The organism is Bradyrhizobium nitroreducens, assembly GCF_002776695.1.
GTDB lineage: Bacteria > Pseudomonadota > Alphaproteobacteria > Rhizobiales > Xanthobacteraceae > Bradyrhizobium > Bradyrhizobium nitroreducens.
The window spans coordinates 3,049,918-3,068,643 of sequence record NZ_LFJC01000003.1 but is presented as its reverse complement, the minus strand read 5'-3'; the positions used below and the strand labels follow the sequence as shown (position 1 = coordinate 3,068,643).

General features: G+C 64.3%; 24 protein-coding genes. 15 read left to right on the top strand and 9 right to left on the bottom strand.

The features are described from left to right. Both TSA1_RS15120 and TSA1_RS15115 read left to right on the top strand, forming a co-directional pair. Positions 1 to 1,872, top strand: a complete 1,872-nt coding sequence (locus TSA1_RS15120) for a putative bifunctional diguanylate cyclase/phosphodiesterase (protein ID WP_245448551.1) — start codon at positions 1 to 3, stop codon at positions 1,870 to 1,872. A 183-nt stretch (positions 1,873 to 2,055) separates the two neighbouring features. After that, the gene (locus TSA1_RS15115) at positions 2,056 to 2,268 is read left to right on the top strand and encodes a hypothetical protein (RefSeq protein WP_100177052.1); all 213 of its coding nucleotides are present in this window, start codon (positions 2,056 to 2,058) and stop codon (positions 2,266 to 2,268) included. 15 nt (positions 2,269 to 2,283) lie between these two features. Here TSA1_RS15115 and TSA1_RS15110 read toward each other — a convergent pair whose 3' ends face one another. Then, the gene (locus tag TSA1_RS15110) at positions 2,284 to 3,120 is read right to left on the bottom strand and encodes a universal stress protein (protein WP_174718914.1); all 837 of its coding nucleotides are present in this window, start codon (positions 3,118 to 3,120) and stop codon (positions 2,284 to 2,286) included. Positions 3,121 to 3,312: 192 nt separating this feature from the next. On the opposite strand from TSA1_RS15110, the gene TSA1_RS15105 reads away from it, so the two are divergent. Next, the gene (locus TSA1_RS15105) at positions 3,313 to 4,848 is read left to right on the top strand and encodes a Do family serine endopeptidase (RefSeq protein ID WP_100181135.1); all 1,536 of its coding nucleotides are present in this window, start codon (positions 3,313 to 3,315) and stop codon (positions 4,846 to 4,848) included. A 263-nt stretch (positions 4,849 to 5,111) separates the two neighbouring features. Further along, complete coding sequence (locus tag TSA1_RS15100) at positions 5,112 to 5,474, top strand: hypothetical protein (protein WP_100181134.1); 363 nt, start codon at positions 5,112 to 5,114, stop codon at positions 5,472 to 5,474. Positions 5,475 to 5,486: 12 nt separating this feature from the next. Here TSA1_RS15100 and TSA1_RS15095 read toward each other — a convergent pair whose 3' ends face one another. Both TSA1_RS15095 and TSA1_RS15085 read right to left on the bottom strand, forming a co-directional pair. After that, positions 5,487 to 5,777, bottom strand: coding sequence for a DUF6496 domain-containing protein (locus tag TSA1_RS15095; RefSeq protein ID WP_100177050.1), 291 nt, complete (start codon positions 5,775 to 5,777; stop codon positions 5,487 to 5,489). Between the two features lie 189 nt (positions 5,778 to 5,966). Continuing rightward, a complete protein-coding gene (locus TSA1_RS15085; protein WP_100177048.1) occupies positions 5,967 to 6,161 on the bottom strand; it encodes a DUF3072 domain-containing protein in 195 nt (64 codons plus the stop codon). Positions 6,162 to 6,276: 115 nt separating this feature from the next. Here TSA1_RS15085 and TSA1_RS15080 point away from each other — a divergent pair, with 115 nt between their 5' ends. Beyond that, positions 6,277 to 6,498 carry a hypothetical protein gene (locus TSA1_RS15080; RefSeq protein WP_100177047.1) on the top strand — a complete coding sequence of 74 codons (222 nt, stop codon included), beginning with the start codon at positions 6,277 to 6,279 and terminating at the stop codon, positions 6,496 to 6,498. 21 nt (positions 6,499 to 6,519) lie between these two features. After that, positions 6,520 to 6,729, top strand: a complete 210-nt coding sequence (locus TSA1_RS15075; protein WP_100177046.1) for a hypothetical protein — start codon at positions 6,520 to 6,522, stop codon at positions 6,727 to 6,729. A 116-nt stretch (positions 6,730 to 6,845) separates the two neighbouring features. Here TSA1_RS15075 and TSA1_RS15070 read toward each other — a convergent pair whose 3' ends face one another. Together TSA1_RS15070 and TSA1_RS15065 are read right to left on the bottom strand one after the other, a co-directional pair. Further along, positions 6,846 to 7,094 (bottom strand): hypothetical protein, encoded by a 249-nt coding sequence (locus tag TSA1_RS15070; protein ID WP_100177045.1) that lies wholly within the window; start codon positions 7,092 to 7,094, stop codon positions 6,846 to 6,848. A gap of 94 nt (positions 7,095 to 7,188) precedes the next feature. Continuing rightward, entirely contained in the window at positions 7,189 to 7,446 is a 258-nt protein-coding gene (locus TSA1_RS15065) for a hypothetical protein (RefSeq protein WP_100177044.1), read from the bottom strand. A gap of 140 nt (positions 7,447 to 7,586) precedes the next feature. On the opposite strand from TSA1_RS15065, the gene TSA1_RS15060 reads away from it, so the two are divergent. Beyond that, on the top strand, positions 7,587 to 7,802 hold the full coding sequence (locus TSA1_RS15060; protein WP_100177043.1) for a hypothetical protein: 216 nt from the start codon (positions 7,587 to 7,589) through the stop codon (positions 7,800 to 7,802). Positions 7,803 to 7,889: 87 nt separating this feature from the next. On the opposite strand, the gene TSA1_RS15055 is transcribed toward TSA1_RS15060, so the two are convergent. Together TSA1_RS15055 and TSA1_RS15050 are read right to left on the bottom strand one after the other, a co-directional pair. Next, positions 7,890 to 9,380, bottom strand: coding sequence for an HWE histidine kinase domain-containing protein (locus tag TSA1_RS15055; RefSeq protein WP_100181133.1), 1,491 nt, complete (start codon positions 9,378 to 9,380; stop codon positions 7,890 to 7,892). A 14-nt stretch (positions 9,381 to 9,394) separates the two neighbouring features. Beyond that, on the bottom strand, positions 9,395 to 15,139 hold the full coding sequence (locus TSA1_RS15050) for a HAMP domain-containing protein (protein ID WP_100177042.1): 5,745 nt from the start codon (positions 15,137 to 15,139) through the stop codon (positions 9,395 to 9,397). Between the two features lie 162 nt (positions 15,140 to 15,301). On the opposite strand from TSA1_RS15050, the gene TSA1_RS15045 reads away from it, so the two are divergent. After that, a complete protein-coding gene (locus TSA1_RS15045; RefSeq protein WP_100177041.1) occupies positions 15,302 to 15,523 on the top strand; it encodes a hypothetical protein in 222 nt (73 codons plus the stop codon). 6 nt (positions 15,524 to 15,529) lie between these two features. Here the strand turns inward: TSA1_RS15045 and TSA1_RS15040 are convergent, their stop codons facing one another. Continuing rightward, entirely contained in the window at positions 15,530 to 16,042 is a 513-nt protein-coding gene (locus TSA1_RS15040) for a DUF4142 domain-containing protein (protein WP_100177040.1), read from the bottom strand. A 94-nt stretch (positions 16,043 to 16,136) separates the two neighbouring features. Between TSA1_RS15040 and TSA1_RS40655 the strand changes: the two genes are divergently transcribed. The 3 genes from TSA1_RS40655 (at position 16,137) to TSA1_RS15025 (ending at position 16,870) form a co-directional block, all read left to right on the top strand. Beyond that, positions 16,137 to 16,334 carry a hypothetical protein gene (locus TSA1_RS40655; protein ID WP_100181132.1) on the top strand — a complete coding sequence of 66 codons (198 nt, stop codon included), beginning with the start codon at positions 16,137 to 16,139 and terminating at the stop codon, positions 16,332 to 16,334. After that, on the top strand, positions 16,279 to 16,581 hold the full coding sequence (locus TSA1_RS15030; RefSeq protein ID WP_161497225.1) for a hypothetical protein: 303 nt from the start codon (positions 16,279 to 16,281) through the stop codon (positions 16,579 to 16,581). The genes TSA1_RS40655 and TSA1_RS15030 overlap by 56 nt, the downstream gene beginning before the upstream one ends. Positions 16,582 to 16,651: 70 nt before the next feature. Continuing rightward, positions 16,652 to 16,870 (top strand): hypothetical protein, encoded by a 219-nt coding sequence (locus TSA1_RS15025; protein ID WP_100177038.1) that lies wholly within the window; start codon positions 16,652 to 16,654, stop codon positions 16,868 to 16,870. 158 nt (positions 16,871 to 17,028) lie between these two features. On the opposite strand, the gene TSA1_RS15020 is transcribed toward TSA1_RS15025, so the two are convergent. Next, positions 17,029 to 17,277 carry a hypothetical protein gene (locus tag TSA1_RS15020; RefSeq protein ID WP_100177037.1) on the bottom strand — a complete coding sequence of 83 codons (249 nt, stop codon included), beginning with the start codon at positions 17,275 to 17,277 and terminating at the stop codon, positions 17,029 to 17,031. Positions 17,278 to 17,450: 173 nt separating this feature from the next. Here TSA1_RS15020 and TSA1_RS39685 point away from each other — a divergent pair, with 173 nt between their 5' ends. From TSA1_RS39685 to TSA1_RS39680, 4 genes are all read left to right on the top strand, one after another. Continuing rightward, the gene (locus TSA1_RS39685; protein WP_174718913.1) at positions 17,451 to 17,609 is read left to right on the top strand and encodes a hypothetical protein; all 159 of its coding nucleotides are present in this window, start codon (positions 17,451 to 17,453) and stop codon (positions 17,607 to 17,609) included. After that, positions 17,593 to 17,787: a hypothetical protein gene (locus tag TSA1_RS15015; RefSeq protein ID WP_100177036.1), complete on the top strand. Its 195-nt coding sequence runs from the start codon at positions 17,593 to 17,595 to the stop codon at positions 17,785 to 17,787. Before TSA1_RS39685 ends, TSA1_RS15015 begins: the two co-directional genes overlap by 17 nt. Positions 17,788 to 18,038: 251 nt before the next feature. Next, on the top strand, positions 18,039 to 18,413 hold the full coding sequence (locus TSA1_RS15010; protein WP_100177035.1) for a PRC-barrel domain-containing protein: 375 nt from the start codon (positions 18,039 to 18,041) through the stop codon (positions 18,411 to 18,413). Positions 18,414 to 18,435: 22 nt separating this feature from the next. Further along, positions 18,436 to 18,594 carry a hypothetical protein gene (locus tag TSA1_RS39680; protein ID WP_174718912.1) on the top strand — a complete coding sequence of 53 codons (159 nt, stop codon included), beginning with the start codon at positions 18,436 to 18,438 and terminating at the stop codon, positions 18,592 to 18,594. Positions 18,595 to 18,726: the final 132 nt, after the last annotated feature.

Below are 18,726 nucleotides of genomic sequence, written 5' to 3'. Positions count from 1 at the left end.
ATGCATCGGCTACTCGCCAGACAGATCCGCCAGTCGACGGACGAATCCGGCAAGGTCGATCTGACCAAGCTCGGCGAGCTCGTCAGCGCGGCCTATGAGGAGAGCGATTGCGATCGCCGCCGTACCGACCGCGCGATCAAGCTGATGATCGAGGAGCTCGAACAGACGCATAAGCGAGCCGAACAGGATCTGGGGCGGGCGCGCGAGTTCCTCGACAGCATCATCGAGAACATCCCGATCGCGGTGTTCGCCAAGGATGCGAAGGATTCCCGCTATATCCTGCTCAACCGCGCCGGCGAAGAATATTACGGAATGCCGCGCGAGGAGATGCTGGGCAAGACGCCGGAACAGATCTTTCCGGACAAGATCGCCCGTGCCGTCAACGAGCAGGATCGCCGCGTCGTCGACAGCGGCACGCCGATGTTCCTCGAGGGGCATCTGCTCGAAGTCGGCGTCAAAGGCCGCGATCGTCTGGTCAATTCGCGCAAGCTGCTGATCAGGGACGGCAGTGGCGCGCCGCAATATCTGGTCGGCGTGATCGAGGACGTCACCGAGAGGATCACGAACGAGGCGCGGATCAGCCATCTTGCGCATCATGATGTCTTGACCGACCTGCCGAACCGCAGCGCCTTCAACGCCGCGCTCGGCGAGCGGCTGGAGCGGGCGCAGGAGGCGGCGACCAGCTTTGCCGTGCTCAGCCTCGATCTCGACCGCTTCAAGGAGGTCAACGACGTGTTCGGTCACCCCGTCGGCGACATGCTGATGCGAGCGGCGGCGGACCGGCTTGCCGCGGAAGCCGACGGCGCCTTCGTGGCCCGTATCGGCGGCGACGAGTTCATGATTCTGATGCCGGACGACATCAGCCGTGAGGACGTTCTGGGCCTCGCCGAACGGCTGGTCGAGACCATCGGCACGGAGCTCGAGGTCGACGATTATCTGCCCCATGTCGGCCTCAGCGTCGGCATCGCGTTCTATCCGGATGACGGCGTGAATGCCGCCACGCTGCTCGCCAACGCCGATTCGGCGCTCTATCGTGCCAAGCGCGAGGGCAGGGGGCGGGTCCGCTTCTTCGAATCCGAGATGGATCTGGAGCTGCGCGACCGCAGGCTGTTGCAGCACGATCTGCGGCAGGCGCTGGAGCTGAACCAGTTCCTGGTCTACTTCCAGCCGCAGGCGCGGGTGGATGGCGAGGTCATCGGCTTCGAGGCGCTGCTGCGCTGGAATCATCCGACGCGAGGCTTCGTGCCGCCGGACCAGTTCATTCCGCTGGCCGAGGAGAACGGGCTCATCGTCGAGATCGGCGAATGGGTCTTGCGCGAAGCGTGCCGCGAGGCGGCATCCTGGCCGCGTCCGTTGCAGGTCGCCGTCAATTTGTCGCCGGTCCAGTTCCAGGCCGGCGATCTCGAACGTTCGATCCACCAGATCCTGCTGGAGACGGGGCTGACGCCGACGCGGCTCGAGGTCGAGATCACCGAGGGCGTGCTGATCGGCGATTTCAACCGCGCACTCAATCTGCTGCGGCGGCTGAAGGCGCTCGGCGTCCGCATCGCGATGGACGATTTCGGCACCGGTTATTCCTCGCTGTCCTATCTCCAGTCATTTCCGTTCGACAAGATCAAGATCGATCGGGGTTTCATCTCCAATCTCGAAGCGACGCCGCAATCGGCGGAGATCGTCCGTGCGGTCCTGAGCCTCGCGCATGCCCTGCATATCCCGGTCATTGCCGAAGGGGTGGAGACGGAAGCGCAGCGTGCCTTCCTGGCGCGCGAGGCCTGCGAGGAGATGCAGGGCTATCTGGTCGGCCGGCCCGACCTGATCGAACGCTATCTCGACCTGATCGGGGTGACCGTGGAGCGCCGGCTCTACGCCTAGGTCCGGCGTCCCGGGTTCCGGGCGTCAGCCGACATCCATCTGGAACCTTGGGCCGGACATATATTTCCTGGACAATAAGGCGAGGCCAGGCGCGCGCGGGGGGCGCAGCAAATCTTTTGCACAACCGCCATCGCCCTGACGCAAATTGGAGTGATAAGCTCTGCGAATGCGAGGGAGGGTCTCATGGAGAACGTACGTCGCTATCGGGCGCTGGCGTCCCTCTGTCGTCAGCAGGCGGCCTACCGGCCGCTCCAGAACTGGGAACTGCTCGGCCAGGCCGAACATTTCGAACATCTCGCCGAGGTCGCGCTCAAGGCGCATTTCGACGCGTGCAACGTGAAGCACCACGAGGCCGCCGAGCCGCCCGCGACCTGGGAGACCCCGGTCGCGGCGTAACGGCGCCTGTCAGTCTCAATGCGACATCAGCGTCGGCACCGTCATGGCTTCCAGCATGGCGCGGGTGACGCCGCCGAGAACGCGCTCCTGCAAGCGCGAATGGCCGTAGCCGCCCATCACCAGGAGATCGAGGGCCTCATCGGCTGCCAGCGACAGGATGGTCGGCTGGATGTCGGAGCGCGTCGCCGAGAGGCCGACCGTGCGGGTCGACAGTCCACGTCGGCCGAGATGTCGTGCCAGGCTGCTCGCTGAAGCTTCGTCGGAGACCGCCTTGTCTTCGTTGATGGTGATGATCACGATCTCATCGGCGCGCGCCAGCAACGGCGCGGCGTCGTGTACGGCGCGGGCCGCGACGCGGCTGCCGTCCCAGCAGATGCCGATCCGGTTCGCCCTGAACGCCCCATGGAAGGTGTAGGGCAGGAACAGCACCGGGCCACCCGCCTGAAACAGGATCTCGCCCGGCACGTCGTTGTCGAACGAGCTTTGCGCCGGATCGGGCTGAAGCACGACGCTGAGGTCGTGCAGCCGCGCCATCTCGCCGAGCGAGCCGGCCGCGTCCGCCGGGATCGCGCCGAGCGGGCGGCAGGCGTAGGCGATGCCGGCGTTCGCCGCTTCGATCTCGAACACCGAGAGCGCGGCCTCGGCCCGCTCCACGGCGCGCTCGCGTTCGAGCTCGAACACGGCGGCGACCGCGGCGCCGCCCTCCATCACGTAAGCCGCACTGGTCGCGACATAGCCGACGGCGACCGCGTCGAGATGGGCGTTGAACTGTGCTGCGAGCGAAATCGAGCCATCGATTGCCGGACGCATGGGACGTTCGGTTGGGATGTGGACGAGAATGTCTTTGTACATGGGGCGCCTCCGATGAAAATCCGGGGGCAGTTTTTCACTGCCGGAAGGACCCGCGTTGAGCTGCATCAAATGCGAGGGCCGACCTTGCCGCGCGCATTCTTTGCCAAGATTTAATCGGATGGACGGGACGTCGTAAGGTGACGGTGTCCATGTTGGATGCAAGGCGACACCTTCCAACATGGATATTTCGACATGAACGATCGCGCCAATTCCGACACCCCGACGTCCCGCAAGATCTTGAGGCCGCGCCGGCTCGCACTGCTCGGCACCGTGGCCGCGCTCGGCGTGGCCGTGCTGGCGGCCTCTCCCGGCTCTTCGAAGTTCGGTCCGGGTTCCTTCATCGCACCGGCCCAGGCCGCGGAATCCGCCGCGACGCCGCCGGGCTTCGGTGACCTCGTCAGCAAGGTCAAGCCCGCCGTCATCTCGGTGCGGGTCAGGATCGACCAGGACAACGACCAGAGCGCCATGCTGCAACAGAACCGGATGGACCAGGACGAGCAGACGCCGTTCGACCAGTTTTCGCGGCAGTTCGGCTTCCGCTTTCCGGGCGGCCCGAACGGCATGCCGCGCCAGCGCCATCAGATGATCACGGGCGAAGGCTCCGGCTTCTTCATTTCCGCCGACGGCTATGCCGTGACCAACAACCACGTCGTCGATCATGCCGCCTCGGTGCAGGTGACGATGGACGACGGCACCAGCTACACCGCGAAGGTCGTCGGCACCGATCCTAAGACCGATCTCGCGCTGATCAAGGTCGACGGCAAGAAGGATTTCCCGTTCGTCAAGTTCTCCGACCAGAAGCCGCGCATCGGCGACTGGGTGGTCGCGGTCGGCAATCCCTTCGGTCTCGGCGGCACCGTGACGGCCGGCATCGTCTCGGCCAGCGGCCGCGACATCGGCAACGGTCCCTATGACGACTTCATCCAGATCGACGCGCCGATCAACAAGGGCAATTCTGGCGGTCCGGCCTTCGACATGAGCGGCAACGTGATCGGCGTGAATACCGCGATCTTCTCGCCCTCCGGCGGCTCGGTCGGCATCGGCTTCGACATTCCGGCCTCGACCGCAAAGCTCGTCGTGGCGCAGCTGAAGGACAAGGGCGCGGTGACCCGCGGCTGGCTCGGCGTGCAGGTGCAGCCGGTGACATCGGAGATCGCCGACAGCCTCGGCCTGAAGGAGGCGCGCGGCGCCATCGTCGACAATCCGCAGGATGGCAGCCCGGCGGCGAAGGCCGGCATCGAGGCGGGCGACGTCATCACCGCCGTCAACGGCACCGCGGTCAAGGATTCGCGGGACCTTGCCCGCACGATCGCGACCCTTGCGCCTGGCAGCTCGGTGAAGCTCGACGTCTTCCACAAGGGCGACAGCAAGACGGTGACCCTGGCGCTCGGCGAGTTGCCGAACGAGCAACAGGCCAAGGCCGATGTTGGCAAGGAACAGTCGAGCCCCGGCACTCCGCGCCTCGGTCTTGCTCTGGCGCCGGCCGGTGAGGTCCAGGGGGCCGGCCAGAAGGGCGTCGTCGTCACCGAAGTCGATCCGCAAGGGCCGGCGGCGCAGCACGGCATCCGGACCGGCGACGTCATCCTCAATGTCGGCGGCAAGGCCGTCGCCAATGTCGGCGAGGTCCGGTCGGAGCTGGCGCAGGCCAAATCGTCCGGCAAGCGCAGCGTGCTGCTGCAGGTCAGAAGCGCGGAGGCGACGCGGTTCGTCGCGGTGCCCCTCGCCTGAAGCAAACGACGCTTCCCACTTATTCAAAAGGGCGGCCCTCGGGCCGCCTTTTCCTTTCGCGTTCAGGAGAGGGGGCGGCCGCCGATAACATTCTCGTTAACGGCAGGGATGGTGACCCGGTTCATACGAAAAAGCCGTGTTCGGCCGCCACAGTTCCGAACGCTCGTCAGCAACGACGCTGCCGAGAGATTGCAAGCGTGGAACTTCGAACTTGCGGCCGCTTTGTGGAACTCGCCGGTGGTTCGAATTTGATCGGTGCCGACATGGATCGATTGAAGCTCTCGCTGAGAGGTGCGCTGCTCGCGGCGCCGTTCGTGCTGTGGGGCGGAAACGCGCTCGGTCGTGACGACGGCCGCTATGCGAGCTCGCCCCTCAAGCCCTGGTTCGACAGCCTGCGCAGTCACCTCGGGCCGTGCTGCTCGGACGCCGATGGCTTTGCCGTCTCAGATCCCGATTGGGAATCGCACAACGGACACTATCGCGTGCGCCTCGACGGGGAGTGGGTCGACGTGCCTGATGAAGCCGTTATCACCGAGCCGAACCGCGCCGGCCGCACCATGGTGTGGCCGGTGAAGACTGCGTTCGGGGTCTCGATCCGCTGCTTCATGCCGGGCAGCATGATCTGAGGCGTGCAAGCGTCAACGCTTGCTGGATTTGCGCTTAGACGATGTCCTGGCTGTCTTCTTGGTCGTCCGCTTCTTGGACGCTTTTTTCTTCGTAGCCTTCTTCGTGGTCTTCTTCGGGACCTTCTTGCCCTTCTTGCGCGCCTTCGACAGTCCGATCGCGATCGCCTGCTTGCGACTCTTCACCCGTCCGCCACGGCCCTTGCGACCGCTCTTCGCCGTGCCCTGCTTGTAGCGCCGCATCTCGCTTTCGACATCGCTGCCGGAGCTGCGCGAGTAGCGGCGTTTCTTTGCCTTGCGTGCCATGCATGTTCTCCCTTGGCTGAGGAGAACCATTCGACACGGGCATCGTTCCGAAGCCCGCACCCGACGTTCCGGGCGCATGCCGTGACCTAGAGCATTTTCGGTTCTGATTGAATCAGAACCGAAGCTCTAGATTCTTGTTTTGACGCGTTTTCTTCATGCGAACCGGTGTCCACTTCGCTCGAAAACGCTCTAGAAGGAATTCGCCAGCTCGATCTCTGCTTCCAGCACCTGGATGCGCCGTGCGGCCTCGGTGAAGGACAGATCGCGCGCATATTGTGCGGGCTGATAGGCCTCTTCACTCAGCCGTTTCAGCTTCAGCCCCTGGGCCCGGGTCATCTGCTCGGCGAGAAAGACCCTGGCGTTGAATTGACCTTGAACCTGCATCTGACATCTCCATCCCGAAATCCTGGCTTGACTATATGTTCTTATTTTGTTCTAACAAGCCATGGACAACAGAATTAATGAAAATCGACGTAAAATCAGCGCCTTGAGACTGGAAATGGCCGAGGTCGAGGCGGCCGTGCGTGCTTCCATCAACGGCGATCGCGATTGCACCCGGCAGGCGCTGGCGCAGATGGATTTGCGCCGGAAGCTCAATCTGCTCATCGGCGAATGGAAGACTGCCGGTGGCGGCGATGTCCTGCCTGACGTTCGCAATCGCGCCCGCCTTCGTCTTGTGAAGCCCGTCGGCAGTTCCGGGCGCGGGATCTCGCGGCGCTGAAGCTTCGAGGGGGAGGGCGTCGTGGAGGAAGACCCGGACGCTTACCGGATCCTGAGGTTACGCGCCGAGATTCTCGAACTCGGCTCTGCCATCCGGCAATTGCAGCGTGCGGGTCTCGATGATGCCGCGGCCCAGCTGCTGATCGGACGCAAGCGGGCGCAGCTCGAGCAACTCGTGAAGACGGACTCTGCGAGCCGCGGGCTCAGCCTCGGAATGCGCCGACCGCAATGAGCTGACGCCGGCGCCCGTCGATGCCGCGCGCGCCGAACAATCATCGCGACAAAAAGGCCCTGCGTTGCCGCGGGGCCTTTGATGTCAGGTGGCGTGAGCTCGCTTGGTATTGCAGCTCACTTGGTATTGCTCATGCCCTTGCTGTTCTGGTTCGTCATGGTGCCGCCCTGGTCTGAACCGGGACCCGAACCGCCCTGGCCTGAGGGATCTGCGCCCTTCGACGACTTGGTGTTGGCGCCGGTGGTCTGCGATGACGACATCGAGGATCCATGTTTGGCCTTGTGCGACTTGGCCTGCGCGGCGAGCGGCGCGGCGGCAAGGCCCGTGGCCAGCACTGCGGTGAGAACGAGCTTGGTCGTTGTCATGCGGGGGAACTCCCTGGGTTAAATTGACGCAGGCAGCCAACCGCCATTTGCCGCAGGAGTTCCGGACAAAGGTCCTGCCGCGCTTCACCGTGCTTCAAGATTGCTTGTCCTCGACGAGGATGAACACGACGCCGGTGAGGGTCGCGCCGATCGCGAACGTCGTCACCAATGTGAGGGCGAAGACAGTCGCGGCCTGGCTTCCGCCGTGATTGAGCAGGCCGGCGACGGCGGGATTGCAAAGGATCAGCGCGAGACTGAAGACGAGGCCGAGGGCCGCGCCCATCATGGCATGCGTCATCAGCTTGAGAAGGCCGCTCGCAGAGATCAGGTCGGACGACTTCTTTGCGCGCATGGGAACTGCATCCCGATCTGGCGGGCAACGCCCCTGGGATTCGCTGGTTCCAAATGAATGAAGGAATTGTCATCCCCGGCTTCATCGGACGTTCATGCCGGGCTTGCGAGGATGGGCACGTCAAAACGGGAACATTCGCTATGGGTAAGGTTGTCTTTCTTTACCGGTCGCTGGCCTACCGCAACGCGGCCGCGGACATTCTGCGCAAGGCTCGCAAGCTACCGCTCGGCGCGGAGCGAAGCGCGGCTCGCCGCTACGCCAGGGCGCTCCGGGATCTCGCCTGCACGGAGGCCTGGCTCGAAGGCCGGGTCGCGCGCGAACCGCGGATGGCGCAACGAATGATGGCGTCCGGCTAAGCTCCTTGCCTTCCGGTCTGGCCGAAAGGCACACCTCGCTTCGCCTCCTGCTGCCCTGTCTCGACGCGACCGTTCGCTCGAAAACGTCTAACCCGATGCGCGCTGCAATTCCGCGGAGCTGGCATCCTCGAACTTGCCGGATGGGCTCGCCGCCGACGTCTTGCGTGTCAACGGCACCTCCAGACGGCATAACAGGCCTTCAGCTCGCCAGTCGAACTGCGCTTGTCCACCGAGCTGCGACTCGACGCTCGCAAGCAGGCTCCGCGTGCCGAAGCCGCGGGATTTCGGAGTCATGACGAGCGGACCGCCGGATTCCTCCCAGCTCAGCGTCAGCAATTGGTTCTCGACCTGCCAGCGGATCGCGAGCCGTCCCGACCTCGTCGAGAGCGCGCCGTACTTGGCCGAGTTGGTGAACAGCTCGTGCAGCGCGAGCGCCAGGGTCTGGGCCGTCGTCGGCAGCAACTGGACCTCCGGACCCGCCAACACGATCTGGCCGCCGAGTGAATAGGGCGCAAGCTCCTCATCGATCAGCCTGGAGAGCTCGGCACCCTGCCAGCCCGACAGCGACAGGATGGTGTGCACACGCGCGAGCGCATTGATGCGGCCCTCGACGGCGTTGACATAGGCCTTGACCTCGTCGGCACGGGTGAGGCGCACGATCGATTGCGCCAGCGCCAGCGCGTTCTTGGCGCGATGATCGACTTCCCGGGCCAGCAGATTCTGCCGTTCCTCGGCACGCTTGCGTTCGGTGATGTCCACGGTGACGCCGCTTACGCGCACGACGCGACTGCTGTCGTCCACCGTCGCCGCCGCCGTGCCGACGCACCAGCGCACCTCGCCGTCGGGTCGAATGATGCGGAATTCTGTCTCGTAGGCTCGCGTGCCCTTGTTGAATTCGGCAATCGCCTTGCGCAACTGCTCGACGTCATCGGGATGCAGCAACGCCTGAACGTTGGCCGGGTTGACCGCGAAGCTGTCGGGGCTGACGCCAAAGATGCGATATTGCCCCTCGTCCCACATCCAGTCGCCGCTGATCCAGTCCCAATCCCAGGAGCCCATCTTGCCGGCGGCGATCGCCATGCTGCGCCGCTGCTCGCTTTCACGCAGCTTCGCGGTTGAGTTCTCCAGCTCCGCCGTGCGTGCGCGGACGCGATCCTCGAGCTCCCGGTTCAGCCGTTCCAGCTCGCGGGTCTTGCGGTAGAGCTCGGCAAACACCTTGATCTTGGCGCGCAGCACCTCCGGCACGACCGGGACCGGCACGTAGTCGACCGCGCCCATCTCGTAGCCGCGCAAGCGGTCGATGTCGCTGACCTGGATGGCGGAGATGAAGATCATCGCGGTCTTCTGGAAGCGAGGATGCTCGCGGATCATCGCGGCGAGCTCGAAGCCGTCGAGCTCGGGCATGCAGACGTCGACCAGGATCACCGCGATCTCGGTCTTGAGCAGCACCTCCAGCGCCTCGCGTCCGGACGAGGCGATCACGAGGTTCTCGTCGAGATCCTTCAATATCACCTCGTAGGCGAGCAGCTTGGCCGGCTGGTCGTCGACGAGGAGGATGTTGACCTTTTCGTGGTCCATTCGCGGATCCAAACTCAACGGTGCAGCCACATGCGGATCGCAAGCAGCAATTGATCGGTGTTGACGGGTTTGGCGAGGTAGTCGGACGCGCCGGCCTCCAGGCATTTTTCGCGGTCGCCCTTCATCGCCTTGGCGGTCAGCGCGATGATCGGAAGGCGGGCGAAGGCCGGGTTCTCGCGAATGACGCCGATGGTTTGGTAGCCATCCATCTGCGGCATCATGATGTCCATCAGCACGATGGCGATCTCCGGGTTGGATTCGACCAGGGTCACCGCCTCGCTGCCGGTCGTCGCCGTCAGCACCTTCATGCCGCGCCGTTCCAGCACGCTCGACAGCGCGAAGATGTTGCGGGCGTCGTCGTCGACGAGCAGCGCGGTCTTGCCGATCAGATCCTCGTCGGAACTGTTCAGCTTCTCCAGCATGCGCTGCTTCTCGATCGGAAGTTCCGTGATGACGCGGTGCAGGAACAGCGCGGTCTCGTCGAGCAGCCGTTCCGGCGATTCGACGCCCTTGACCACGATGCTGCGCGCCATGGTGTGGAGTTCCGCATCCTCCTCCGCCGAAAGCTCGCGGCCGGTGAAGACGACGACCGGAATGTTGGACAGCGCCTCGTCGTTGCGGATCTGGTCCAGCACCTCGAAACCGCTCATGTCGGGCAGGCGGAGGTCGAGCACCACGCAGTCGCAGGGCGACTCGCGCAGCGTCGAGAGCGCGCCGGCGCCCGTGTCGGTCGTGACGATCTCGATGTCGTCGTGATGCAGCAGCTCGCGGATCGAGAGCTGTTCGGCTTCATTGTCCTCGACGATCAGGAGCCGCTTGCGCCGCGGCCTTGCATATTCCTTGATCTGCGTCAGCGCGGCCGAAACGCCTTCGGTCGTCGTCGGCTTGTTGACGAAGGAGAACGCGCCGCGCGCCAGCGCATGCTGGCGGTCCTCGTCGAGCGTGATGATCTGCACCGGGATGTGACGGGTGAGCGGATTGTGCTTGAGCTGGCTCAGCACGGTCCAGCCGAGCATGTCGGGCAGGAACACGTCGAGCGAGACGGCGCGCGGCTGGTATTGCTTGGCGAGCTCCAGCGCCTCGGCGCCCTGGGCGGCAACCAGCACCTTGAATCCCTTGTCGCGTGCGAGGTCGACCAGCACGCGCGCATAATGCGGGTCGTCCTCGACGATCAGGAGGATGCTGTCGCCGGGCTCGAGATTGAGCCGGTCGTCGGCAAGCTGCTCGATGACGCGCGGCTGGTCGGGCGCGGCCGGTTGCAGTGCCGGCGGCTGGCTGTATTGCTGCGGTGCCGGCGCAGTCCGCGGCGCGAGCGTCGGGCCGGAATATTTCAGCGGCAGATAGAGCGTGAAGGACGATCCCTTGCCCGGCGCGCTGCGCAGATGGATTTCGCCGCCGAGCAGGCTCGCAAGCTCGCGGCTGATCGCAAGTCCAAGGCCGGTGCCGCCATATTTACGGCTGGTGCCGGCGTCCGCCTGCTGGAACGCCTCGAAGATCAGCTTCTGCTTCTCCAGGGGGATGCCGATGCCGGTATCGGACACTTCGAATGCGATCACGGCCGGTGCGGTATTCAGCACCGGGTGATCCGTTCCCCAGCCGCCGAGCGCGCCGGTCACCTTGAGGCGCACCTCGCCTTCGGCGGTGAACTTGAAGGCGTTGGAGAGCAGGTTCTTCAGGACCTGTTGCAGACGCTTGGAGTCGGTGACGATGCTGCGTGGCAGGTTCGGATCGATGTCGATCTTGAACGACAGGTTGCGATTATCCGCCTCGTGCCGGAACGGCCGCCCGACGGTCTCGAGCAGGTTCGCGGTCAGGATCTCCTCGGCATCGACCGTCACCGTGCCGGACTCGATCTTGGACAGGTCGAGAATGTCGCTGATGAGATTGAGCAGGTCGGTGCCGGCGCCGTGGATGGTGCGGGCGAATTCGACCTGCTTGGCCGAGAGGTTGCCATCCGGATTGTCGGTGAGCTGCTGTCCCAGGATCAGGATCGAGTTCAGCGGCGTGCGCAGCTCGTGGCTCATATTGGCGAGGAATTCGGACTTGTACTTCGAGGTCAGCGCAAGCTCGGTCGCCTTTTCCTCCAGGGCGCGGCGGGCCTGCTCGATCTCCTGGTTCTTGCGCTCGACCTCGACGTTGCGCTCGGCGAGCTGCTGCGCCTTCTGCTCGAGCTGGTCGTTGGTCTGCTGCAATTCGCGCTGCTGGGTCTGAAGCTCGCCGGCGAGCTGTTGCGACTGCTTGAGCAGGCCTTCGGTCTGCATCGTCGCTTCGATCGAATTGAGCACGATGCCGATGGAGTCGGTGAGCTGCTCCAGGAACGTCATCTGCGAGGTCGTGAAGGAGACGAGCGAGGCGAGCTCGATCACGGCCTTGACCTGGCCCTCGAACAGCACCGGCAGCACCACGAGGTTCTTCGGTGCGACGCGGAACAGCGCCGAGTTGATCGGCACCACGTCGGATGGAATGTCGGCGATCACGCGAGGCCGTTTGTCGAGCGCGCATTGGCCGATCAGGCCGTCGCCGAACTGCAGCACGCGCTGATAGGGGTAGATGCCGTCGCTGGCGTAGGAGGCCAGCAGCAGGAGTTGCGGATTGTCCTCGCTCTCGACCTGGTAGATCACGCCGGTATGGGCGTTCACCAGCGGCGACAGCTCGGTGAGCAGCAGCCGGCCGACGGTGGTGAGGTCGCGCTGGCCCTGGAGCATGTTGGTGAACTTGGCGAGGTTGGTCTTCAGCCAGTCCTGCTCGGTGTTCACGTCCGTCGTCAGACGGAGGTTCGTGATCATCGTGTTGATGTTGTCCTTGAGCTCGGCGAGCTCGCCGCGGGCATCGACCTGGATCGACGGAGTGAGGTCGCCTTTGGTCACGGCGGTCGCGACTTCCGCGATCGCGCGCACCTGCGAGGTGAGGTTGGCCGCGAGCAGGTTGACGTTGCCGGTGAGATCCTTCCACGTGCCGGCCGCACCGGGCACGTCGGCCTGACCGCCGAGACGGCCTTCGACGCCGACCTCGCGCGCCACCGACGACACCTGATCGGCGAAGGTCGCGAGCGTCTCGGTCATGTTGTTGATGGTGTCGGCGAGCGCCGCGACCTCGCCCTTCGATTTCACCGTGAGGTTCTGCTTGAGGTCGCCGTTGGCGACCGCCGTCACCACCTTGACGATGCCGCGAACCTGCTCCGTCAGGTTCGCCGCCATGACGTTGACGGTGTCGGTGAGGTCCTTCCAGGTACCGGCCACGCCGGGCACCTGGGCCTGGCCGCCGAGTTCGCCCTCGGTGCCGACTTCGCGCGCCACGCGCGTGACTTCGCCGGCGAAGGCGTTGAGCTGGTCCACCATGGTGTTGATGGTGTTCTTGAGCTCGAGGATCTCGCCCTTCACGTCGACGGTGATCTTGCGCGACAGGTCGCCGCGCGCCACGGCGGTGGTGACTTCGGCGATGTTGCGGACCTGGGCGGTGAGGTTGCCCGCCATCGAGTTCACGGAGTCCGTCAGATCCTTCCAGGTGCCGGCGACGCCCGGCACGTTGGCCTGGCCGCCGAGGCGGCCTTCGGTGCCGACCTCGCGCGCCACGCGCGTGACCTCGCCCGCGAAGCGGTTGAGCTGGTCAACCATCGTGTTCAACGTGTCCTTGAGCTGAAGGATCTCGCCGCGCACGTCCACCGTGATCTTGCGCGAGAGGTCGCCGCCGGCGATGGCGGTTGCGACCTCGGCGATGTTGCGGACCTGGGCGGTCAGGTTGCCCGCCATCGAGTTGACGTTGTCGGTGAGGTCCTTCCAGGTGCCGGCGACGCCCGTGACCTGAGCCTGGCCGCCGAGCTTGCCTTCGGTGCCGACTTCGCGCGCGACGCGCGTGACCTCGCCGGCGAAGGCGTTGAGCTGGTCGACCATGGTGTTGAGCGTTTCCTTCAGCTGAAGGATTTCGCCCGACACGTTCACGGTGATCTTCTTGGACAAATCGCCCTTGGCGACGGCGGTCGCGACCTCGGCGATGTTGCGGACCTGACCGGTCAGGTTCGAGGCCATCGAGTTGACGCTGTCGGTGAGATCCTTCCAGGTACCGGCGACGCCACGCACCTGGGCCTGGCCGCCGAGCTTGCCTTCGGTGCCGACCTCGCGCGCGACGCGGGTGACTTCGCCGGCGAAGGCGTTGAGCTGGTCCACCATGGTGTTGATGGTGTCCTTCAGCTCGAGGATCTCGCCGCGCACGTCCACGGTGATTTTCTTCGAGAGGTCGCCGCCGGCAACCGCCGTCGTCACCTCGGCGATGTTACGAACCTGTGCGGTCAGGTTCGAGGCCATCGAGTTGACGCTCTCGGTGAGATCCTTCCAGGTGCCGGCGACGCCGAGCACGTTGGCCTGGCCACCGAGCCGCCCCTCGGTGCCGACCTCGCGCGCCACGCGCGTGACTTCGCCGGCAAAGGCGTTGAGCTGGTCGACCATGGTGTTGAGCGTTTCCTTCAACTGAAGGATCTCGCCCGACACGTTCACGGTGATCTTCTTGGAGAGGTCGCCGCCGGCGATGGCGGTGGCGACGTCGGCGATGTTGCGGACCTGTGCGGTCAGGTTCGACGCCATGAAGTTGACGTTGTCGGTGAGGTCCTTCCAGGTGCCGGCGACACCGGGCACTTGCGCCTGGCCGCCGAGCTTGCCTTCGGTACCGACCTCACGCGCCACGCGCGTCACTTCCGAAGCGAAGGAGTTGAGCTGGTCCACCATGGTGTTGATGGTGTCCTTCAGCTCCAGGATTTCGCCGCGCACGTCCACGGTGATCTTGCGCGAGAGGTCGCCGCGCGCCACGGCAGTCGTCACGTTGGCGATGTTGCGCACCTGCGCGGTCAGGTTGCCGCACATCGCGTTGACGGAGTCGGTCAAGTCCTTCCAGGTGCCGGCGACGCCGGGCACGATCGCCTGGCCGCCGAGCTTGCCGTCGGTGCCGACCTCGCGCGCCACGCGCGTCACTTCGGAGGCGAAGGAGCGGAGCTGGTCCACCATCGTGTTGATGGCTTCCTTGAGCTGAAGGATCTCGCCGCGCACGTCCACGGTGATCTTCTTGGAGAGGTCGCCGTTGGCAACCGCGATCGTCACCTCTGCGATGTTGCGAACCTGGTTGGTCAGGTTGTTCGCCATCGAGTTGACGCTCTCGGTGAGGTCCTTCCAGACGCCGGTCACCTCAGGCACCTGGGCCTGGCCGCCGAGCTTGCCTTCCGTGCCGACCTCGCGCGCCACGCGCGTCACCTCGGAGGTGAACACGCCGAGCTGCTTGATCATGGTGTTGACGATGTTGGCCGACTGCAGGAACTCGCCCCGCAGCGGACGGCCTTCGACGTCGAGCTTGACGGTCTGGAGCAGGTCGCCTTGCGCGACGGCGGCGACTGCGCGCGTCACTTCGCGCGTCGGCCACAACAAATCGTCGATCAGCGTGTTGACGGAGCCTTCCATGTCGGCCCAGGAACCCGAGGCGAGGCCGAACTTGACGCGCTGGCGGGTCTTGCCCTCGCGGCCCACGACCTGGCCGACCAGCTCGAGCTGCTGCGCCATGCGCTGGTTGGCGGCGATGATTTCATTAAAAGTGTCGGCGATCTTGCCGTCGATGCCGAGATAGTCGCCGCTCATGCGCACCGAGAAATCGCCGCTGCGCATCGCCTGCAGGGCGAGCAGCAATTCGGCCCGGGAATCCGGATCCGACACACCGTTGGTTTTTGGCTTTGGGACGCGACGACCGGACCGTGATGCAGCTCCGGGATCGAGGTCGCTCATACTAATTCCCCCGCAGGCGTCTGCCGAATCCTGGGCAAGACGCAATCGGTCAAAATAGAGCGTCAGCCAAATTCGAAATCAAGCGCCAAGGTGCGACGCGAGGAAATGGAACCTGTCTTGCTCAGCCCAAACACAACAACCGCGATCCCCGGAATTGGTTCCATGCAAGTTCCGAAAAGAGAAGATGCCTGCCGCCGCCAGCTCGGCCAGCCCGCAGGCGCTCCGTCGACCACGGGCGCGGCGAGCCGGTCGAACCCGAGCGGAAGCGGGACCTTGTCGTCCGGTGGCGAGGACGACAATGGCGATGCGAGCCGGGACAAGATGCCGGAGAGGGATCGCACGGTGCGGCCGGAGAGCCAGCAGCATCATCCCAACGAGCAATAGCGGCTGCTACTTGTCCGCCATGGTGCGCTCGGCGTCCTTGACCTGTGCGCGCAGCAGCGGAAGCTGCTCGCGCGCGAACGCCGCGAGCGCCGTGTTGTCGGGCGCCTTCAGATAGCGTTCGAGCAGGTCGATGGCCGATTCATATTCGGGAATCTGCGAGGCATAAAAGCTTCGGACGAAACTCGGCCCGTCTGAAGTTTCGGGCTCGATCAGGCTCGCGCCGACCGACGCGGTCTTGCCCGCATGGGGTTCCGCGCCGATCGCCTCCTGGATCTGCCGCAACGCCTTGTCGCGCTTGGCCGCTTCCTCGGCACGCAAGGCGGCGAGATTCTTGACCTCGGCGTTGCCCTTCAGATCGGTGCTCTCCAGCAGGCCCTGCTGGAAGCGGCTGAAATTGTAGAGGCCGCTGATCACGTCGGTTGCGCTCTGCGGTCGGTCGAGAGGCTTTCGGTCACCGGCGCTGTCGGCTGGCGCTGCCGTGCTGACGAATAGCAAGATGATCGCGATGAGAACTCGCATCCATGAACAATTGCTGAAGAGAGCCGAAGTTCCCTGAACATTACGATCCGGCAATTGGGTTGCGATGCCGGAGTTCCGTCCCCACGTCCTTTCCATGAAACAGTCTGACATCTTCAGAGATAACGCCGACAATTGCCTCCAGCTCGCCGAGCGCGCCGAAGGGCAGCCTGCGTACAAGCGCTATTCGCGCATGGCGGACGCCTGGACGGCGCTCGCTTACGAGCAGGATTGGCTCGATGGCGAAATTCCGCCTCTCGCGGGTCGTTTCCCGCGACAACAGCGGAGCGCGTGAGCGCTTCGTTTCGCAGAACGTGTGTGAGACCGCTCACGGAATGCAAGTGACCAATCGGGGGATGATCGGGGAACAGTCAATCGCGTCGGTTTTCATTCCAGCAGGAGGATTTGCAATGGCTCCACGTCTGGCCCTTCTTTCACTCATTCTCGCCTTTGGCGTCTCAGTGGCGTTTGCGACGGTGACGACGGTGCGTCAGGTGCATCTTGAGAACGCATCGGCCACGGTTCACGCGGTGCACAGCTAGCGCCACGCCGGAACATTCGGCGCCGTGATGCGTAACCGCTTCGACACATCAGGAGAGGCGAAGGCACATCATGGCCCATTCCGACCACGGCATCGTCAGGGACAAGCGGGCAGAGGAGCAGCCGCGCGACAAGCAGCGGGCGCAGTCCGTGCACAAGACTGACACCAAGGCAGTTCCGAAAGGCTCCCCGTCGCGTGAGGCGACGCGCGATCCCAAGCTGAACGACCAGAGCAAGACGCCGGGCTCCGGCATGACGCCGGATGATTCCGGCGGCGCGCCCAGCGGCTAGATGGAACGCCAGGTTTCGCACGAGGAACGAATCCTGGTGCGCCGAGTCGATAGGTTGCTTCCGGTTGTCATACCCCCGGTGCGCCGGAAGCAATCTCCAAGGACGGCCCCGACACCCACCGTGCCGGGGCCGTTCGCTTGCGAGAAAGCCTCGATGGCTCAGTCCCCGGTGCCGCTTTCGGGATCTCCCTGGGTATGACCCTCAGGTCCCCGGCCGAATACGCCGAAGTCGCTCGACTTCACGCCGACTACCGCGTCGACGCTCGCGGCGGCCAGCCCGAACTTGAGGAGCTCGCGGACCGCCGCCGCCCGCGTCGGCATGCGATGTTTGAACCGGAAATCGTCGACGGCGGCCAACTCGTCCGGCGAGAGCATGACCTGAAGGCGCTCGGCGCGAAGATCGTTCATGGTCGATCATGCAAATTGAGTAGGTTGAGTAGTTTCCTCAACGAACCAATTTGGCGGGAGTTCCATAAGAGACGGAACAACCTCCGAATGAGTAAGAATAGTAAGTAAAATCAATAAGTTATTATTGAAACGACCTTCGCCGTCGTGCATTCTTCTTGAAAGGGAGAGAAGCCATGACGGACGAAGTCAGGTTGCCCCGCAAGCTTTCCGAAGAGCCGGAATCCCCCAAGCCGGTGCGTCCGAGCCACCAGAAGGTCATCGAGCAAGTCGAGCGCTGGGCCAACAGTCCGGGGCTGCAGCCACCAAGGATGGAAAATGCGAAGACGGTCTGAGCCACACACATTCGAGCAACGTCTCGAGGCGCAGAAGCTGCGCCTCGAGCATGAGCTGTCGGGCCTGCCCGATGGACGCCAGCGCGACGGTGTTCTTGCGCGCATCGACCAGCTTCAGACCGCCGCAGAGATGTATGGCTTTCTGATGCTGCGGGAAGAGGCCGCGGCCTCTCGCTGATGGCCCGGCAGCGCATCGTAGAGTCCGGTGATGAGATGCGAGGCGCCGGACCGGAGGCCGCAATGCAGACGCCGAGCTTCCCGGAGAAAATTCGCATAGGCGCTGGCCATGAAGGCCGCCATCTCCCCGCGCCGCGCCTGAACGAAGTCGCGCCTTCCCCGCGATGTTCCTGGCCGGCCCCGGGGAGCCTCAATCCCGGAACGATCGCTCACTCACCCCGTTGCTTCACATTGGCTGAGTGGAGGATCGAGATGCTGAATGAAGGCGAGCTGGGCCTCAGCGAGATGGGCCGGCTGATCGGCAGCGACAAGGTCGAGGGAACGTCGGTCTACGGCGCCGATCGCAACCGGATCGGTTCGATCGAGCGGGTGATGATCGACAAGGTCAGCGGCAAGGTGTCGTACGCGGTGTTGGGCTTCGGAGGATTCCTGGGCCTCGGCAACGACCGCTATCCGTTGCCGTGGCAGTCGCTGAAATACGACACCGAGCTCGGCGGATACATCACCGGCATCACGGCCAGGGAGCTGGAGGGCGCGCCGAAATACGCCGAGCGAAGCGATTGGAACTGGGGTGACGATGCCGCGGTGCGCGGCATCAACGCCTATTACGGCGTCCCCTTCGCTTGAGGCTTCAGGGAAGGACAGGTCCATGAGCAAGGAACGACCCAATGACGATCCCCGGCAACAGAACGACTGGGGTTCGCACGAGCAGACGGACAAGCCCTGGAAGGGCAATCCGGAGAAGGAGCAGGGATCTGACGAGGTGAAGCCCGATCTCGAGAAATGGCACGAGACGAAGACGCACTGAGACAGGCGCGCTTCCCGCAAGATGTCAGATACGAGCGCGGCACTGATTGTGCCGCGCTTTCGCTTTTTGAGCGCACTAAATGTCCCGGTCGAGCCAGGGCATGACAGCCGTACTTGGCGCGGCCTAGAGCAC